Raw genomic sequence first — 17,890 nt, 5'->3', positions numbered from 1 at the left:
CGGACCATGCAAACTCGTGACGACATCTTCAACACCCTGCGCGATGCCCTGGTCGAGCTGTTCGAACTGGACCCGGCCCGCGTGAGCCTGGAATCCAACCTGTATCAGGATCTGGAAATCGACAGCATCGACGCGGTCGACCTGATCGATCACATCAAACGCCAGACCGGCAAGAAAATCGCCGCCGAGGAATTCAAGTCGGTACGCACCGTCAGTGACGTGGTCGAGGCGGTCTACCGTCTGGTTCAACCGGCCGCATGAGCCGACTGATCGGCCTCGGCCTGCTGCTGGCAGGCCTGCTGTATCCCTTTGCGGTGTATTTCGGCATGGAGCATTTCGCACCATGGCAGTTCGGCCTGCTGCTGGGCGGCCTGTGGCTGGCCCGGGCGCTGACCGGCGAACGCAAGCCCGGCAGTTTGTGGATGGCCTGCGTGGCGATCGTGTTCTGCCTGCTGCTGGCGGTGTTCGACAGCACTTTGCTGTTGCGTTGGTACCCGGTGCTGATCAGCGGCTTCATGCTGGTGCTGTTCAGCCTGAGCCTGAAATACGGCCCGCCGATGGTCGAGCGTCTGGCTCGCCTGCGTGAACCGCAACTGCCGCCCAAGGCGATTCGTTACACCCGCCAGGTCACCGTGGCCTGGAGCGTGTTTTTCTTTTGCAACGGTTTGTGCGCCGCCCTGCTGACACTGTGGGCGCCGCTGAACTGGTGGATGTTGTACACCGGCCTGATCTCCTACGGATTGATCGGCCTGATGTTTGCCATTGAATGGCTGATACGACAACGGGTAAGAGGTCGCCCATGAACTGGATAAAACTTGAGCAGCTGTTGCTCAAGGATCTGCCGCAGCGCGCAATCACCGTCGTGCCGGCACTCGATCACGCAAACCTGCGCGAACAGGCCCTGAGTCTGGCGGCAGGTCTGCAAGCGCGCGGCGTACAACGTCTGGCGGTGCATCTGGAAGATGCCGCCGACCTGGCCGTCGCCCTGCTCGGCGCCTGGCGCGCGGGCGTCAGCGTATTGCTGCCTTCGGATCTGCAAGCGCAGACCCGCCAGCGTTGGTCGAACGACGTCGATCTGTGGCTGACCGATCAGGCCGATGACGCCCGCCTGAGCGATGTGCTGCAACCTCCCCTGCCCGCTGCCGAACTGGATCTCGACCAGTGCCGCCTGAGCCTGTGCACCTCCGGCTCCAGCGGCGAGCCCAAGCGCATCGACAAATCCCTGCGCCAACTGGCCAACGAAGTCGAAGCCCTTGAGCAACTGTGGGGCGCGGATCTCGGTGAGGCCTGCATTCTTGGCAGCGTCGCCACCCAGCACATCTACGGCTTGCTGTTCCGCGTGCTGTGGCCGCTGTGCGCCGGGCGTCCGTTCCTGCGCAAGCAACTGGCCTTCCCGGAAGACCTGCAACGCGCCAGCCGCGAGCACCCGGCCTTCGCCTGGGTCGCCAGTCCGGCGCTGCTCAAACGCATGGGCGACAACCTCGACTGGCCAGCGCTGAGTGCTGTGCGCCGGGTGTTTTCGTCCGGTGGCGCACTGCCGGCAGACGCCGCGCAAAGCCTGCATCAACGCCTGGGACAGTGGCCGACAGAAATCCTCGGCAGCTCGGAAACCGGTGGTATCGCCTGGCGTCAGGGCGAACCGTTGTGGCAGCCGTTTGCCGGCGTCGAGTTGAGCCAGGACAGCGACGGCGCCCTGCTGATCGCTTCGCCTTACCTGCCCGCCGGGCATGTCGAACACACCGCCGATGCGGCGCGCATTCAGGCCGATGGCCGCTTTGAATTGCGCGGGCGACTCGACCGGATCGTCAAACTCGAAGAAAAACGCATATCCCTGCCGATGCTTGAACAAGCGCTGGTGGCCCACGACTGGGTCGCCGAAGCGCGTCTGGGCGTGGTGCAGGAAAATCGCGCGTCCCTCGGCGCCCTGCTGGTACTCAGCGAATCCGGCCTGTTTGCCCTGCGCGAACACGGTCGGCGAAGCCTGACCGAAACCCTGCGCCGTCATCTCGGCGATCATTGCGAAGCCCTGGCCCTGCCCCGCCGCTGGCGCCTGTTGCGGCAATTGCCGCTGACCTCGCAGGGCAAGTTGCCTCAAGCCGACGTCGAAGCCTTGCTGCTGGCACCACGGCCGAAGGCACCGGAAATCCTGGAGCAGGCCGAAGCCGAAGGCGAATGGAACCTGCAATTGAGCGTTCCGCCGGACCTGGCCTACTTCAGCGGCCACTTCCCCAAGGCCCCGGTGCTGCCCGGCGTGGTGCAGGTCGAATGGGCACTGAATCTGGGTCGGCAACTGCTGAACCTGCCCGGCGCGTTCGCCGGCATGGAAGTGCTGAAATTCCAGCAACTGGTGCGCCCCGGCGATGAAATCCAGTTGCACCTGCGTTTCGACCCGGAGCGCGGCAAGTTGTATTTCGCCTATCGCAACGACACGGCCACCTGCTCCAGCGGGCGGATTCTGCTGGGGACTGGCGATGCATAATCCTTGCGCCGTGATCCCGGTCTACAACCACGAAACCGCTATCGGCACGGTGGTCGACGCTCTGCTCGCTCAGGATCTGCCGTGCATTCTGGTGGACGATGCCAGCAGCAAATCCTGCGCAGCGGTGCTCGACGCGCTGGCCGAGCGCGAGCGGGTTCATCTGGTGCGCCTCACTGCCAATCAGGGCAAGGGCGGCGCGGTGATGACCGGCCTGCGTGAAGCAGCGCGGCTCGGCTTCAGCCATGCGTTGCAGGTCGACGCCGACGGTCAGCATGACTTGCAGGATGTCGCGCGGTTCATCGAAGAATCCCGCGCTCACCCCAAGTCGCTGATCTGCGGTTATCCGCTGTACGACGCCAGTGTGCCCAAAGGCCGTTTGTATGCGCGTTACCTGACCCACGTGATGGTGTGGATCAACACCTTGTCGCTGCAGATTCGCGATTCGATGTGCGGCTTCCGCGTGTATCCGCTGGAACCGACGCTGGGCGTGATCGACTCGGCGCGGATCGGCAAGCGCATGGATTTCGACTCGGACATTCTGGTGCGTCTGGCGTGGCGCAATCAGCCGATGCGCTGGTTGCAGACCAGCGTGCATTACCCGCTGGACGGCGTGTCGCACTTTCGCCTGTTCCACGACAACGTGCTGATCTCGAGCATGCACACACGCCTGTTCTTCGGCATGTTGCTGCGCCTGCCCGCGATCCTCTGGCGACGGTGGCGCGCATGACGGTCGAGACCGACAAGAAGCACTGGGCCGACCGCGAAGAGCGCGGCAGTTTCCTGCTGATGAAATTCACCGCGTTCGCCGCCAAGGTTCTTGGCCGACGCCTGCTGAGCCCGTTGCTGTACGGCATCGTTCTGTACTTTTTCCTGTTCGGCCGCACCGCCCGGCGCAGTGCCTGGCAGTATCAGCACCGCCTCGCTGAATGGAGCGATCGCCACGAATTGCGTCCGACCCGCTGGCGGGTATTCCGCCAGTTCATGGCATTCGCCGATTCGCTGCTCGACAAGCTCGACGTGTGGAACGGCAAGCTGAAGATCGAGCAGATCGAAATCATCGACCCGGCGCTGTTGCGCAATCAGTTGCGCGGCAGTCGCGGGCAAATGCTGGTGGGCGCGCATCTGGGCAACCTCGAAGTTTGCCGGGCGCTGGCGGAGCTGGGCGAGAAAGTCACGATGAACGTCCTCGTGCACACCAAGCACGCCGAGCAATTCAATCGCCTGCTGGGCGAGGCCGGGGCGACCAACCTGCGACTGATCCAGGTCAGCGAGCTGGATCCGGTGATCATGCTGCAACTGCACGAACGGCTGGAGCGCGGCGAGTGGCTGGCGATTGCCGGCGACCGCGTGCCGCTGCACGGCGGGCGCAGCGTGACCGTGGACTTTCTCGGCCACCCGGCGCCGTTCCCGCAAGGGCCGTGGCTGCTGGCCGGCCTGCTGAAATGCCCGGTCAATCTGCTGATGTGCCTCAAGCAGCCTGACGGTCACTATCGCCTGACCCTCGAGCCGTTCGCCGATGCCGTGATGTGGTCACGCCGCGAGCGCGAACAGGTCATTCATCAGTGGGCCACCCGCTATGCGCAACGCCTGAGTCACTATTGCCTCGAAGCACCGTGCCAATGGTTCAACTTTTACCCATTCTGGAAAACCGATGACAACGCCAACTCCTGAGCCGGTCACCTTCGGCGAACGCCCTTTGCGCATCGAAGACGTGCTGGCCCTGGCCAACCGTCAGGCGCCCGTGCAGTTGCAGAGCGACGCGCCTTATCGCGAACGCATCGCCAAGGGCGCGCGGTTCCTCGATTCGCTGCTGGACAAGGAAGGCGTGATCTACGGCGTAACCACCGGTTACGGCGATTCCTGCGTGGTTGCGGTGCCGTTGCATCACGTCGAGGCGCTGCCGCGTCATCTCTACACGTTCCACGGCTGCGGGCTGGGCAAACTGCTCGATGCCCAGGCCACCCGCGCAGTGCTGGCGGCGCGTTTGCAGTCGTTGTGCCACGGCGTGTCCGGGGTGCGCATCGAGCTGTTGGAACGTCTGCATGCCTTCCTTGAACACGACATTTTGCCGCTGATCCCCGAAGAGGGTTCGGTAGGCGCCAGCGGCGATCTGACGCCGCTTTCCTACGTCGCTGCGACTCTGTCCGGCGAGCGTGAAGTGATGTTCCGTGGCGAGCGTCGCCAGGCTGCCGACGTGCATCGTGAACTGGGCTGGACACCGTTGGTACTGCGCCCGAAAGAAGCGCTGGCACTGATGAACGGCACCGCCGTGATGACCGGTCTCGCCTGCCTGGCGTACGCCCGCGCCGATTACCTGCTGCAGCTGGCCACCCGCATCACCGCGCTGAACGTGGTGGCGCTGCAAGGCAATCCGGAACACTTCGACGAGCGCCTGTTCGCCGCCAAGCCGCATCCGGGTCAGATGCAGGTTGCCGCGTGGCTGCGCAAGGATCTGGCGATCGACGCGCCGACCGCGCCGCTGCACCGCTTGCAGGATCGTTACTCGCTACGCTGTGCACCGCATGTGCTCGGCGTGCTGGCCGACAGCCTGAACTGGCTGCGCTCGTTCATCGAGACCGAACTCAACAGCGCCAACGACAACCCGATCATCGACGCCGAAGCCGAGCGCGTGCTGCACGGTGGGCACTTCTACGGCGGACACATCGCGTTCGCCATGGACAGCCTGAAAAACCTCGTGGCCAACGTCGCCGACCTGCTCGACCGACAACTCGCGCTGCTGGTGGACGAGCGTTACAACCACGGTTTGCCGAGCAACCTGTCCGGCGCCAGCGCCGACCGCGCGATGCTCAACCACGGCTTCAAGGCCGTGCAGATCGGTGCCAGCGCGTGGACTGCCGAAGCGTTGAAAAACACCATGCCGGCCAGCGTGTTCTCGCGTTCCACCGAGTGCCACAACCAGGACAAGGTGAGCATGGGCACCATCGCCGCCCGCGACGCCATTCGTGTGCTGGAGCTGACCGAACAGGTCGCCGCCGCCACGCTGCTGGCGGCCAATCAAGGCGTGTGGCTGCGTGGTCGCGATGAAGACGCGCGTCCGCTGCCACCGTCGCTGGCCGCCATGCATGAACAACTGGCCCAGGACTTCCCGCCGGTGATCGAAGACCGCGCCCTGGAAGGCGAATTGCGCCTGTGTCTGCAACGCATCGCCGAACAACACTGGAGGCTGCATGCGTAGTGCCGGAGTGCTTCACGCCGATACGGAAATCCTCGTGCCGTTCTTTGACGTCGACACCATGCACGTCGTCTGGCACGGCCATTACGTGAAATACCTGGAAGTGGCACGTTGCGCACTGCTCGACAAGATCGGCCACAACTACAACCAGATGGTCGACTCGGGCTATGCCTGGCCGGTGATCGACCTGCAACTGCGCTACGTGCGCGGCGCGGTGTTCGGCCAAAGGCTGAACGTGCGCGCCAGTCTGGTGGAGTGGGAAAACCGCCTGAAGATTAACTACCTGATCACCGACGCCCAGACCGGCGAACGCCTGACCCGCGCCAGCTCGGTGCAGGTCGCCGTCGAGATGAGCAGCCGCGAGATGCAACTGGCCTCGCCGAAAGTCTTCACCGATGCCGTGGAAAGGATGCTGCGATGAATGTGTGGTTGAAATCCCTTGGGGCCCTGGCGCTGCTGACGCTGTCGTCGCTGGCCAACGCCTTCGACCTGCAACAGTTGAGCGAGCAACTGGCGAAACCGGACGTGATCCACGGCCAGTTCACTCAGGAAAAGCACCTGCGCGCCCTGCCCCAACCGCTGATCAGCAAGGGCAGCTTCGTGCTGGCGAAAAACCACGGCTTGCTGTGGCTGCTGAAAACCCCGCTGCAACAGGATTACCGCATCAGCGCCAAAGGCATCGCCCGACGTGATGCCACCGGCTGGCAACTGCTGCCGAACAAGAGCGCCGGGGCCGAGCAGAACCGTCTGTTCCTCGCCGTACTGCAAGGCGACAGCAGCGGTCTGCAACGGGATTTCGAACTGGCCCTGAGCGGCGATGCGCAGAAATGGCAACTGACCCTGACCCCGCGCTCGGTGCTGCTCAAGCAGGTCTTCAACCAGATCAACATCAGCGGCGGCGCGTTGGTGAACACCATCGAACTGCTGGAAACCCAGGGCGACAGCACCGTGCTGCGCATGCAGGACAGCACCGCCGGCCAACCTCTGAGCGACGCGGAGCAACATGACTTTGCCGAGTGAACGCAGGCTGCCCTGGCTGTTCCTGATCCTGCAGCTGGCCGTCGTCGCACTGGGCGCCTGGCAGTGGCGCGATGGTGCGCCGCTGTCGGCCAACCTGATGGAACTGGTGCCCGGCACCCATCCGGATGCCCTCGAACTGCGCGCCGAACAACGCATGCAGGAACCGCTCAACCGCGACATGCTGGTGCTGGTCGGCCACGCCGATCGCCAGCAAGCCGTCGCTATGGCCCAGACCCTCGGCGAGCAATGGCAGGCCAGCGGGCTGTTCGAAAAAGTGCAGTGGAACCTGCAAGCCGACCTGCCGGCCCTGCGCACGCAACTGCTGCAAGGGCGGCTGGCGATGCTCTCGACGGATGACCGGCAACTGCTGACCGAACATCCCGACGCCTTTATCCAGCAACGGGTGCAGGCGCTGTTCGATCCGTTCACCGGATTCAGCCTGGTACCGAGTCAGGACGACTGGCTGGGCCTGACCGGGCGCATCCAGAACAGCCAGCCGCAACATGGCGCGGTGCAACTGGACATCGGCAGCGGCGCGTTGATCGCCGACGCCGACGGCAAGAGCTGGGTGCTGCTGCGCGCACGCACCACCGGCAGCGCCTTCGACATGAATCAACCGCTGCAAGTCGCCGCCCTGTTGCAACACAGCCGTGAACAAGCAGCTCGCGCCGACGTACAACTGCTGGCCGCCAGCGGCCTGCTGTACGCCGCCAACGGTCAGCAGCAGGCGACCCGGGAAATGACTTGGGTCGGCGGTGGCGCCACGGTCGGCATCCTGTTGCTGTTGCTGCTCGCCTTCCGCCGCTGGCGGGTGCTGCTGGCGTTCATTCCGGTGCTGGTCGGCATGCTGTTCGGTGCGGTGGCCTGTGTTGCGCTGTTCGGGCACATGCACGTGATGACGCTGGTGCTCGGTTCCAGCCTGATCGGCGTGGCGGTGGATTACCCGCTGCACTACCTGTCCAAGAGCTGGAGCCTCAAGCCTTGGCACAGCTGGCCGGCGTTGCGCCTGACCCTGTCCGGGCTGACGTTGAGCCTGATCACCAGCGCCATTGGTTATCTGGCACTGGCCTGGACGCCCTTCCCGGCGCTGACCCAGATCGCGGTGTTCTCCGCCGCCGGTTTGCTCGGCGCCTACCTGTCGGCGGTGTGCCTGCTGCCGGCGCTGCTGAAGAACGTCGAACTGCGCCCGGCGCAATGGCCGCTGCAACTGGCCGAACGTCTGGTGCGGTTGCGGGAAACCCTGCTCGAGCACGTCAGGACGCCGGTGTTGCTGGCCCTGCTGATCGCCTTCTGCGTCGGTGGCCTGCTGCAACTGGAGAGCAAGAACGACATTCGCCAGTGGGTCGGCGCGCCGCAACGCCTGACCGATGAAGCGCAGACCATCGCGCGGATTACCGGCTATCAGCCGACCAGCCAGTTCTTCCTGGTGCGCGCCGCCGATCAGCAGCAATTGCTGGAACGGCAAGCGGCCCTGAGCGAGCGGCTGGATCAACTGGTCAACCTCGACAAGTTGCAGGGTTATCTGGCACTCAATCAACTGGTCAGCCCGCCGGCTCAGCAGCAACAGGTTCGCGAAGCGCTGAGCAAGTTGCCGCAGTTCTGGCAGCCGTTGCTGGAGGTCGGCGTGCCGCTGGCGGCGCTGCAAACCGAACTGCAACAGTTGCAGACCCTGCCCGCCGAAGACATCGATGCGGCACTGGCCGGTCCGCTCGGCGAGCCCTACCGCACGTTGTGGCTCGGGCCGACCGAGGATGGCGTGGCGGCAATGGTCAGCCTGCAAGGCCTGAACAATCCGTCGCTGCTGCGGGTGCAGGCACTGGACCTGCCGGGCGTGATGCTGGTGGACCGGCTCGGTGATCTGAACAAGGTATTCGCCCAGACCCAGATCAGCGCCGCTGAACTGAAGCTCGCGTCCTGCGTGTTGATCGTGCTGGTGCTGATGCTGCCGTTCGGTCTCGGTGGCGCGCTGCGGATCGTCGCCCTGCCGCTGCTTGCTGCGCTGTGCAGCCTCGCCAGCCTGGGCTGGCTCGGTCAGCCGCTGACCCTGTTCAGCCTGTTCGGCCTGCTGCTGGTAACGGCGATCAGCGTCGACTACGCAATCCTCATGCGCGAGCAGGTCGGCGGCGCGGCCGTGAGCCTGCTTGGCACCTTGCTGGCGGCCGCCACCACCTGGCTGTCGTTCGGCCTGCTGGCGGTGTCGAGCACGCCGGCGGTGAGCAACTTCGGTCTGTCGGTGAGCCTCGGGCTGGCGTTCAGCTTCATGCTCGCGCCGTGGGCCGGGCGTCAGGCCCACGCGGTTGCCGTCACGGAGCCTTCAGCATGATGGTGGTGATTTTCTGGCTGATGGCCCTGGCGCTGTTTTTCGTCGCCACCCGGGTCGGCCGGCACTTCGGGCTGATCCCGATCGTCAGTCAATTGCTGCTGGCGAGCTTCGGTCTGCCGCTGCTGATGTACTTCTGGATCGAACCGGGCTGGCAACTCAACGGCGCCGAACTGATCGCGCCGGGCTGGCTGAAAAACCTCTACAGCCTGAGCTTTGCCCTGTTGCTGGGGCACATCCTCAGCGACGTGATCGACCTGCGTCTGGACCGTCAGAGCGTGAAGATCGCCCTGCCGAGTTTCGCCGTGCCCTTCACTTGCGGCCTGGCGACGGCGTACTGGCTGTTGCCGGCGCTGCCGTGGATCAACTCGCTGGCGATCGGTCTGGTGTTCGCCATCACCGCGATCCCGGTGTTGTATCTGTACCTGCGCCACATCGACTACCCGCCCGCCGCCACCCGGCGTCTGGTGCAGACCGCGATCCTGATCGACCTGACCTGCTGGACGCTGTTCGGCCTCGCTCAGGGCAGCCTGCACCTGAGCAGTCTGATGCTGCCGCTGGGGATGGCCTGCGTGCCGGTGCTGCTGCGGGTGTCCGGCATACGCCGGCCATTGACCTACAGCCTTGGTTTTTTTGCGCTATTGGTGCTGGCCGAACACTACAAACTCAACGCACTGATTTTCGGCATCGGTTATCTGCTGTGCATGGCCGCGCTCAAGGTGCCGCTGGTATTGCCGCTGCCGGCGCACCGGATGAACCGCTTGCAGACCTGGGTCGCGATTCCGCTGATCCTCACTTTCGGCATCGTCCAGATCGACGTACACAGCGCCCTCGCCAGCCTCGGCGCCGTGCAATGGGCGGCGCTGCTGCTGTTGCCGATCGCCAGCAAAATCCTGGGCAACTGGCTCGGCCTCGGCTGGGCCGGCGCGTCGTTCGCAGGCGCCAGTCGCTGGCGCGAAAGCGTGCTGCTGAACATTCGCGGCTTGAGCGAAATCGTTTTTCTCAACCTGCTGTTGCAACAACAGCTCATCAGTCCGGCGCTGTACTTTGCGCTAATGCTGATGGGTCTGATCGCGACGCTGTTGCCGGCCTTCATCGGCCTGCACCGGGCGTCACTGAACCCTATTGCCGTACCCAGGAGCTCGCGTGCCAATCGTTGAAATGGAATCCCGTCAGGTCGTGATCATCGGCGCCGGCCCCTCCGGCGCCATTGCCGCCGCACTGCTCAAGCGCAAGGGGCACGACGTGCTGGTGATCGAGCGCCAGCATTTCCCGAGGTTCTCCATCGGTGAAAGCCTGCTCTGCCATTGCCTGGATTTCGTCGAAGAAGCCGGCATGCTCGAAGCGGTAAATGCCGCCGGGTTCCAGCGCAAGAACGGTGCGGCGTTCGCCTGGGGCGAGCGCTACAGCGCCTTCGATTTTGGTGACACCTTCACCGCCGGCAAGCCCACGACCCTACAGGTGCAACGCGCCGACTTCGACAAGTTGCTGGCCGATCAGGCGGCGTTGCAGGGCGCGGAAATCCGCTACGGCGACGCGATTGTCAGCGTCGATTTCGAACGCCCGCGACCGCAGCTGAATGTGCGCCGCGAAGACGGCAGCGAGTACCGCGTCGAAGCTGGCTTTGTCCTCGATGCCAGCGGTTACGGCCGCGTGCTGTCGCGTCTGCTCGACTTGGAAGCACCATCGAACTTCCCGGTTCGCCAGGCCGTTTTCACCCACGTTGAAGACCATATCGATCACCCCGGTTTCGACCGCGAGAAGATCCTCATCACCACTCACCCGCAGCACCGCGATATCTGGTTCTGGTCGATCCCGTTCAGCAACGGTCGCTGCTCCGTCGGCGTGGTGGCTGCCGCTGAACATTTCGCGGGCCGCGATACCGACCTCGACGCCTGCCTGCGCGGGTTCATCGCCGAAACCCCGAGCCTGGCCAAGGTGCTGAACAACGCCGTGTGGGACACCCCGGCGCGCACTCTCGGCGGCTATGCGGCCAACGTCAAAACCCTGCACGGCCCGGGCTTCGCGCTGCTGGGTAACGCGGCCGAATTTCTCGACCCGGTGTTCTCCTCCGGCGTGACCATTGCCATGCGTTCGGCGAGCATGGCCGCCGGTGTGCTGCATCGGCAGTTGCAGGGCGAAACGGTGGACTGGCAACGGGAGTTCGCCGAGCCGCTGAAACGCGGGGTCGACACGTTCCGCTGCTACGTCGAAGGCTGGTACGCCGGCACTTTCCAGGACGTGATTTTCCACGAGCAAGGCTCACCGGAAATCCGCCGCATGATCTGCTCGATCCTCGCCGGCTACGCCTGGGACGAACGCAACCCGTTCGTCAGTGAAGCGCGCCGCCGGCTGAAGACGATCTCCGAACTCTGTGCAAGGGACGACACATGAATTACCTGAGTGACAACTACGTCGAGGAAACCCGCTTCGGTTTCTGGTTCCTGCGCAGCCACACCTGGCAGCACCATGTGCTGCGCGTGGCGATCAATGATTTGCGAGGGTTGTTCAGCGAATCGTTGCCGGCCAGTCCGGTGCTGCTGGATGCCGGCTGTGGCCAGGGCAAGTCGTTCGGTCACCTGCGCCAGACCTTCGCGCCACAGCGCCTGATCGGCATCGATGCCGATCCGCACAGCCTGGAATTGAGCGCCGCCGAGGCCGCGCGTCAGGGCTTCGACGTCGAGCTGATCGGCAGCGACTGCGCGACGCTCAATGTGCCGGACGCCAGCGTCGACCTGCTGTTCTGTCACCAGACCTTCCATCATCTGGTGGAGCAGGAAAAAGCCCTCGCCGAGTTCTATCGGGTGCTCAAGCCGGGCGGTTATCTGCTGTTCGCCGAGTCCACCGAGGCTTACATTGATACGTGGGTGATTCGCTGGCTGTTCCGCCATCCGATGCACGTGCAAAAGAGCGCGGCGCAGTACCTGGAGATGATTCGCCAGCAGGGTTTCGAGTTTGCCGAACAGAACGTTTCGTACCCGTACCTGTGGTGGAGCCGGTCGAAGGATTTCGGTCTGCTCGAGCGTTTTGGTCTGCGCCAGCCCAAGCCCTTTGGCCAGCGGGAAGAAACCCTGGTCAACGTGGTGGCCCGCAAACCCTTGAACGAGGCTGTCTGATGTTGCGTGTTCTGCTGCTCGCCTGCGTCTTGCTGCTCGGTGCCTGCGCCAGTCAGGCGCCGCTGCCGGCCGGCAACCCGAGCCTGCCGCTGCCGATGCAACTGCATATCGAACGTCACCTGGCCGGGCAACAGCAAGACTGGTTGTTGGTGATCCAGCGCGAAGGACCCGGCATCCGCTGGTCGATGATGGATCCGCTGGGCATTCCCCAGGCGCGTCAGCAACTGATCGACGGGCATTGGCAGGCCGACGGCCTGCTGCCGCCCAACCCGGAAGCCCGGGAGCTGTTCGCCGCGCTGCTGTTCGCCCTGACCCCGGCGGGCGAGCTGTCGCGCAACTATCCCGACGCGGAGCAACAGGGCGGCCAACGTTCCCTGCCGGCGCGCTGGGACATCCGTTACACCCGACCCTTGAGCTTCGAATTGAACCTGCCACAAGGCCCGCACTATCGCGTAACGCCACTCGGTGAACCGACGTCATGACCGCCTACCTCAATGCCCTCGGCGTGATCTGCGCCCTGGGGCGCGACAAGCAAGCCGTGGCACGCAACCTGTTTGCCGGCGACTGCTCGGGCATGCGCCGCGAGTCCGGCTGGGTGCCGGAGCGCGAACTGCCGGTGGCCGCCGTGCACGGTGATCTGGCGCCGATTCCCGAGGCGCTGGCCGACCAGCGCAGCCGCAACAATCAACTGTTGCTGGAAGCCGCGTTGCAGATTCGCGATGACATCGAGCAGGCGATCCAGACGTACGGGCGCGAGCGCATCGGCGTGGTACTCGGCACCAGCACTTCCGGTATCGACGAGGCCAGTCGCGGCCTGGCGCACTACATTCGCGACCACCAGTTCCCGACCGATTACGACTACCGGCAACAGGAACTCGGCGCCCCGGCGAATTTCCTCGCCGACTGGCTGCAACTGAGCGGCCCGACCTATGTGATTTCCACCGCCTGCACCTCCAGCGCACGCGCGCTGATGAGCGCCCGACGCCTGCTCGATCTAGGCCTGTGCGACGCCGTGCTGTGCGGCGGTGTCGACAGCCTGTGCAAACTGACCCTCAACGGTTTCAGTGCGCTGGAAGCGGTGTCCGACGAGCGCTGTAATCCGTTTTCCGCCAACCGCAACGGCATCAACATCGGCGAAGCGGCGGTGCTGTTCGTGATGAGCAAAGCACGCGGCGCAGGGCCGGGCATCGCCCTGCTCGGCGCTGGCGCCAGCTCCGACGCGCACCATATTTCCGCACCGGAACCGAGCGGCCGTGGCGCACTGCAATCGATGCAAAAAGCCCTCGATCAAGCCCACCTGCAAGCCGGCGACATCAGCTACCTGAACCTGCACGGCACCGCGACCCAGCACAACGACGCCATGGAAAGCCTGGCCGTCGCCGCACTGTTTGCCGAAGGCGTGCCGTGTTCCTCGACCAAACCGATGACCGGCCACACCCTCGGCGCCGCCGGCGCACTGGAAGCGGCGTTCTGCTGGTTGAGCCTGAGTGCCGACAACCCCGACCACGCCTTGCCGCCGCACATCTGGGACGGCCAGGCCGACCCGGCATTGCCAGCGCTGAAGTGGGTGACCGCAAGCGAACGCCTGGCGTCCATTGCACCCCGCTACCTGATGAGCAACTCGTTTGCCTTCGGTGGCAATAACGTCAGCCTGATTATCGGAGACGCCCCATGACCCACTGGCCGCTCGCCGAACTGCTGCCCCACGCTGGCGACATGATCCTGATCGACCGGATCCTGAGCTTTGACGACGAACAGATCCACACCACCCTCACCGTCCGACCCGGCGGCCTGTTCAGCCTGCCCGACGGCAGCCTGCCGGCGTGGGTCGGCGTCGAGTTGATGGCGCAAAGCGTCGCCGCGTTCGCCGGGTGCCATGCGCGGCAAAAAGGCAACCCGGTGGAGCTGGGCTTTCTGCTCGGCACACGCAAGTTCGAATGCAATGTCGCGGCCTTTCCGGTTGGCAGCGAACTGACCATCCATGGCCTGCGCTCGCTGGAAGACGACAACGGCATGGGTGTATTCGAATGCCACATCAACGCGCCCGGCATCGAGGCCAGCGCCCGGCTGAACGTGTTCCGCCCGCCCCACGCGGCGGACTATCTAGAGCAATCCCGCAACGAAACAAACAAGGAGTCGAACGATGACTGAATCAATACTGGTCACCGGCTCCAGCCGTGGCATCGGCCGCGCCATCGCCCTGCGCCTGGCCAGTGCCGGCCACAATATCGTCCTGCATTGCCGCAGCGGCATGACGCAAGCGCAAGCGGTGAAAGCCGAAGTCGAAGCGCTCGGCCGCAACGCGCGCATCCTGCAATTCGACGTGGCGGATCGCGAAACCTGCAAAGCCATCCTCGAAGCCGACGTTGAAGCCCACGGCGCCTACTACGGCGTGGTGCTCAATGCCGGCCTGACCCGCGACGGCGCCTTTCCGGCCCTGAGCGACGATGACTGGGACGTGGTGCTGCGCACCAACCTCGACGGTTTCTACAACGTCCTGCACCCGGTGATGATGCCGATGATCCGCCGCCGTGCCGCTGGTCGCATCGTTTGCATCACCTCGGTCTCGGGGCTGATCGGCAACCGTGGCCAGGTCAATTACAGCGCGTCGAAAGCGGGCGTGATCGGCGCCGCGAAAGCCTTGGCGATCGAACTGGCCAAGCGCAAGATCACGGTCAATTGCGTCGCACCGGGCCTGATCGACACGGCGATGCTGGATGAAAACGTGCCGGTGGAAGAACTGCTGAAAATGATCCCCGCACAACGCATGGGCACGCCTGAAGAGGTGGCCGGTGCGGTGAATTTCCTGATGTCGGCGGAAGCGTCGTACATCACCCGCCAGGTGCTGGCGGTCAACGGAGGCTTGTGCTGATGAAGCGCGTCGTCGTCACCGGCATGGCCGGCATCACCTCGCTGGGCAGCGACTGGGAGACCATCGCCGGCAATTTCGCCGCCAACCGCAGCGGCATTCGCCGGATGGACGAGTGGGATCGCTTCAGCGAGCTCAACACCCGTCTGGCCGGGCCCATTGATGATTTCCAGGTGCCGGCGCACTGGACCCGCAAACAGCTACGCAGCATGGGCCGTGTTTCGCGGCTGGCCGTCGGCGCGGCGGAAAAAGCGCTGGCCGATGCCGGCCTGCTCGGCGACGAATCGATCAAGGACGGGCGCATGGGCGTGGCCTGTGGCTCGTCCACCGGCAGCACCGACGAGATCAAGGCGTTCGGCAACATGCTGCTCAACTCGGTGGCCGAGGGCCTCAACGCCAACTCCTATGTGCGGATGATGCCGCACACCACGGCGGCGAACATCAGCATCTTCTTCGGCCTCACCGGCCGCTTGATCCCGACCTCCAGCGCCTGCACCAGCGGCAGCCAGGGCATCGGTTACGCCTACGAGGCGATCAAGTTCGGTCGTCTGCCGCTGATGCTCGCCGGCGGCGCCGAAGAGCTGTGCCCGACCGAAGCCATGGTGTTCGACGCGCTGTACGCCACCAGTCTGAAAAACGATGCGCCACACACCTCGCCACGCCCGTACGACAAGGGCCGCGACGGCCTGGTGATCGGTGAAGGCGGCGGCATGCTGGTGCTTGAAGAACTGGAGCATGCCCTGGCACGCGGTGCGCACATTCACGCCGAAATCGTTGGTTTCGGCAGCAACGCCGACGGCCAGCACACCACCCGCCCCGAGCAAGTCACCATGCGCCGGGCAATGGAACTGGCACTGGAAGACGCAGGCCTCACGCCGGACGTCATCGGCTACGTCAACGGCCACGGCACCGCCACCGAACAGGGCGATGTCGCCGAAACCCTGGCAACCAGTGCCCTGTTCGGAGAACGCATGCCGATCAGCTCGCAAAAAAGCTTCCTGGGCCACACCCTCGGCGCCTGCGGGGCGCTGGAATCGTGGTTCAGCATCGAGATGCTCAACCGCGACCTGTACGTGCACACGCTCAATCTCGACGAGGTCGATCCGCACTGCGGCAAGCTCGACTATCTGCGCGGCGAGTTCCGCCAGATGAGCCACGAATACGTGATGAACAACAACTTCGCTTTCGGCGGGGTCAACACCTCGCTGATTTTCCGTCGCTGGCCCCAACCGAATTAATCCAGGTCAAGGAGACCTCCATGCACTTAAAGAAACTCGCTGCCACTCTGCTCATCTGCGCCTTGCCGGCCGTCAGCCAGGCCCGTGACACGGCGGTGTACCTGCCGTTCGACAAGGCCGTCGCCGAAGCGACCCGCACCGGCAAGATCGACGGCAGCGTGAAGTTCTATCTGGCGGGCAACGCCCCGGCCGGCAAAGTCACCGTCGTCAGCCCCGGCGCCGTGACCAACAAGAAGACCAACGCCTTCAACAAGACCGACCAGGAAGCCTGCGAGTGGGTCGTGCAATCGGCGATCATCAGCCTGCACCAGGCCGCGAAAAGCGCCGGCGCCAACGCGGTGACCAACATCGTCAGCTTCTACAAGAGCAATGAGCGCAAGGATGCGAAAACCTACGAATGCCACGCGGGCGCAATCATGGCCGGCGTAGCGTTGAAGGGCGATCTGGCGACGGTTCAGTAACGGCCGGAAACGACAAAGGGCGCCTTTCGGCGCCCTTTTCTATTCAGATCATGTGCTGGCATGCAACTTCAGCCCCAGCGCTTTCATGACTTTGAGGATCGTTCCAAATTCAGGATTTACCTCGCCTGACAGTGCGCGATAAAGACTTTCCCTTGATAGCCCCGCATCCCGCGCGACCTGGGTCATGCCACGCGCCCGAGCAATCGTGCCAAGTGCCTTGGCAATAAAAGCCGGGTCGTCACCCGCCTCTTCCATGCAGGCGTCCAGATAGTTGGCCATGTCCTCTTCTGTCTTGAGGTACTCGGCTGAGTCCCAACGAGTGAATTGTTCGGTCATGGGTATTGCTCCTGCCAGGATTCCGCGATGAGCCTGGCTTGCTTGATGTCTCGAGATTGACTGCTCTTGTCTCCACCACAAAGGAGGATGACCAGCTGACGACCTTGCTGCATGAAATAGACCCGATATCCCGGGCCATAGTCAATTCGGGCTTCGCTGATCCCTTCGCCAATGGCTTTGACATCACCGAAATTCCCATCAGCCATGCGATCAATTCGCACCTGAATACGCATCCTGGCGCGACTATCAACCAGCTTCACAAGCCAGCTCGAGAATGTGGAGCTTCGAAGTATCTCAGTCATGGCCGCAAGTGTAGCCGCTAAGCTACACGCACTCTACATGGACTTCTCTCTGTCCGATATACGGCGTCTACACTCGTCATACCCATGATTTGCTGCGCGTTACGTCAAGGAGATGACCATGCAAGCGAAAGACCTCATCGCCGCCGCCCTTTTCAGCCTGCTCCCCAGCGCCAGCCACGCCACCAATCTGATGTACATGCCGTTCGAAACAGTTGTGTCGGATGCAATGCGCGCCGGGCGGCTGGACGGCAGTGTGAAGTTTTATCTGGTCGGCAACGGGCCTCAGGGGACTCAGCGGTTGTTGCAGCGCGGCGTGGTCAGTGACTTGAAGACCAACGGTTTCAACAAGAGCGATCACGACTCCTGCGAGTGGGTGTTGCAGTCGAATCTGATTGCGCTGCAGGCCGAGGCCAAGCGTGTCGGGGCGAATGCGGTGACCAATATCGTCAGCTACTACGACCAGCATGTGCGCAAGGATCTGAACACTTATGAATGTCGGGCCGGGGTGTTTGTGACGCGGGTGGCGTTGAAGGGAGATCTGGTGCGGCTGCCCTGA

Annotated in this window: 21 protein-coding genes; 19 read left to right on the top strand and 2 right to left on the bottom strand. The window is 63.8% G+C overall.

The window, feature by feature from the left end; translation table 11 throughout:
- Positions 1 to 6 precede the first annotated feature (6 nt).
- The 18 genes from CAF90_RS21685 to CAF90_RS21600 are packed head-to-tail and all read left to right on the top strand — an operon-like array spanning position 7 to position 16,696.
- A complete protein-coding gene (locus CAF90_RS21685; RefSeq protein ID WP_007947135.1) occupies positions 7 to 261 on the top strand; it encodes an acyl carrier protein in 255 nt (84 codons plus the stop codon).
- A complete protein-coding gene (locus CAF90_RS21680; RefSeq protein WP_085608440.1) occupies positions 258 to 803 on the top strand; it encodes a hypothetical protein in 546 nt (181 codons plus the stop codon). The genes CAF90_RS21685 and CAF90_RS21680 overlap by 4 nt, the downstream gene beginning before the upstream one ends.
- Positions 800 to 2,479 (top strand): acyl-CoA synthetase family protein, encoded by a 1,680-nt coding sequence (locus CAF90_RS21675; RefSeq protein WP_085608439.1) that lies wholly within the window; start codon positions 800 to 802, stop codon positions 2,477 to 2,479. The genes CAF90_RS21680 and CAF90_RS21675 overlap by 4 nt, the downstream gene beginning before the upstream one ends.
- Entirely contained in the window at positions 2,472 to 3,206 is a 735-nt protein-coding gene (locus CAF90_RS21670) for a glycosyltransferase family 2 protein (RefSeq protein ID WP_085608438.1), read from the top strand. Before CAF90_RS21675 ends, CAF90_RS21670 begins: the two co-directional genes overlap by 8 nt.
- Positions 3,203 to 4,150, top strand: a complete 948-nt coding sequence (locus CAF90_RS21665) for a glycosyl transferase (RefSeq protein WP_085608437.1) — start codon at positions 3,203 to 3,205, stop codon at positions 4,148 to 4,150. The genes CAF90_RS21670 and CAF90_RS21665 overlap by 4 nt, the downstream gene beginning before the upstream one ends.
- A complete protein-coding gene (hutH, locus tag CAF90_RS21660; RefSeq protein WP_011332101.1) occupies positions 4,131 to 5,675 on the top strand; it encodes a histidine ammonia-lyase in 1,545 nt (514 codons plus the stop codon). The genes CAF90_RS21665 and hutH overlap by 20 nt, the downstream gene beginning before the upstream one ends.
- A complete protein-coding gene (locus CAF90_RS21655; protein ID WP_085608436.1) occupies positions 5,668 to 6,093 on the top strand; it encodes a thioesterase family protein in 426 nt (141 codons plus the stop codon). The genes hutH and CAF90_RS21655 overlap by 8 nt, the downstream gene beginning before the upstream one ends.
- A complete protein-coding gene (locus tag CAF90_RS21650) occupies positions 6,090 to 6,692 on the top strand; it encodes an outer membrane lipoprotein carrier protein LolA (RefSeq protein ID WP_085608435.1) in 603 nt (200 codons plus the stop codon). The genes CAF90_RS21655 and CAF90_RS21650 overlap by 4 nt, the downstream gene beginning before the upstream one ends.
- Entirely contained in the window at positions 6,676 to 9,015 is a 2,340-nt protein-coding gene (locus CAF90_RS21645; RefSeq protein ID WP_085608434.1) for an MMPL family transporter, read from the top strand. Before CAF90_RS21650 ends, CAF90_RS21645 begins: the two co-directional genes overlap by 17 nt.
- Positions 9,012 to 10,172 carry a sodium:proton antiporter gene (locus CAF90_RS21640; RefSeq protein ID WP_085608433.1) on the top strand — a complete coding sequence of 387 codons (1,161 nt, stop codon included), beginning with the start codon at positions 9,012 to 9,014 and terminating at the stop codon, positions 10,170 to 10,172. The genes CAF90_RS21645 and CAF90_RS21640 overlap by 4 nt, the downstream gene beginning before the upstream one ends.
- The gene (locus CAF90_RS21635) at positions 10,159 to 11,406 is read left to right on the top strand and encodes an NAD(P)/FAD-dependent oxidoreductase (protein WP_085608432.1); all 1,248 of its coding nucleotides are present in this window, start codon (positions 10,159 to 10,161) and stop codon (positions 11,404 to 11,406) included. The genes CAF90_RS21640 and CAF90_RS21635 overlap by 14 nt, the downstream gene beginning before the upstream one ends.
- A complete protein-coding gene (locus tag CAF90_RS21630) occupies positions 11,403 to 12,128 on the top strand; it encodes a class I SAM-dependent methyltransferase (RefSeq protein ID WP_085608431.1) in 726 nt (241 codons plus the stop codon). The genes CAF90_RS21635 and CAF90_RS21630 overlap by 4 nt, the downstream gene beginning before the upstream one ends.
- A complete protein-coding gene (locus CAF90_RS21625) occupies positions 12,128 to 12,610 on the top strand; it encodes a hypothetical protein (protein WP_085608430.1) in 483 nt (160 codons plus the stop codon). The genes CAF90_RS21630 and CAF90_RS21625 overlap by 1 nt, the downstream gene beginning before the upstream one ends.
- The gene (locus tag CAF90_RS21620; protein ID WP_085608429.1) at positions 12,607 to 13,803 is read left to right on the top strand and encodes a beta-ketoacyl-[acyl-carrier-protein] synthase family protein; all 1,197 of its coding nucleotides are present in this window, start codon (positions 12,607 to 12,609) and stop codon (positions 13,801 to 13,803) included. The genes CAF90_RS21625 and CAF90_RS21620 overlap by 4 nt, the downstream gene beginning before the upstream one ends.
- Positions 13,800 to 14,279, top strand: a complete 480-nt coding sequence (locus CAF90_RS21615; protein WP_007952360.1) for a hotdog family protein — start codon at positions 13,800 to 13,802, stop codon at positions 14,277 to 14,279. The genes CAF90_RS21620 and CAF90_RS21615 overlap by 4 nt, the downstream gene beginning before the upstream one ends.
- A complete protein-coding gene (locus CAF90_RS21610; protein ID WP_085608428.1) occupies positions 14,272 to 15,000 on the top strand; it encodes a 3-ketoacyl-ACP reductase FabG2 in 729 nt (242 codons plus the stop codon). The genes CAF90_RS21615 and CAF90_RS21610 overlap by 8 nt, the downstream gene beginning before the upstream one ends.
- Entirely contained in the window at positions 15,000 to 16,235 is a 1,236-nt protein-coding gene (locus CAF90_RS21605) for a beta-ketoacyl-ACP synthase (protein ID WP_085608427.1), read from the top strand. The genes CAF90_RS21610 and CAF90_RS21605 overlap by 1 nt, the downstream gene beginning before the upstream one ends.
- A 20-nt stretch (positions 16,236 to 16,255) precedes the next feature.
- On the top strand, positions 16,256 to 16,696 hold the full coding sequence (locus CAF90_RS21600; RefSeq protein WP_085608426.1) for an excinuclease: 441 nt from the start codon (positions 16,256 to 16,258) through the stop codon (positions 16,694 to 16,696).
- A gap of 48 nt (positions 16,697 to 16,744) precedes the next feature.
- Here the strand turns inward: CAF90_RS21600 and CAF90_RS21595 are convergent, their stop codons facing one another.
- Both CAF90_RS21595 and CAF90_RS21590 read right to left on the bottom strand, forming a co-directional pair.
- Positions 16,745 to 17,032: an addiction module antidote protein gene (locus CAF90_RS21595; protein WP_011332089.1), complete on the bottom strand. Its 288-nt coding sequence runs from the start codon at positions 17,030 to 17,032 to the stop codon at positions 16,745 to 16,747.
- The gene (locus CAF90_RS21590; protein WP_085608425.1) at positions 17,029 to 17,334 is read right to left on the bottom strand and encodes a type II toxin-antitoxin system RelE/ParE family toxin; all 306 of its coding nucleotides are present in this window, start codon (positions 17,332 to 17,334) and stop codon (positions 17,029 to 17,031) included. Before CAF90_RS21590 ends, CAF90_RS21595 begins: the two co-directional genes overlap by 4 nt.
- A 118-nt stretch (positions 17,335 to 17,452) precedes the next feature.
- On the opposite strand from CAF90_RS21590, the gene CAF90_RS21585 reads away from it, so the two are divergent.
- Positions 17,453 to 17,890: an excinuclease gene (locus tag CAF90_RS21585; protein WP_085608424.1), complete on the top strand. Its 438-nt coding sequence runs from the start codon at positions 17,453 to 17,455 to the stop codon at positions 17,888 to 17,890.

It is taken from the genome of Pseudomonas sp. B37(2017) (assembly GCF_002112885.1).
In the GTDB taxonomy this organism is placed as follows: Bacteria; Pseudomonadota; Gammaproteobacteria; order Pseudomonadales; family Pseudomonadaceae; genus Aquipseudomonas; species Aquipseudomonas paraglycinae.
The sequence above is the reverse complement of the archived record's forward strand: the minus strand, read 5'-3'. Positions and strand labels throughout refer to the sequence as shown.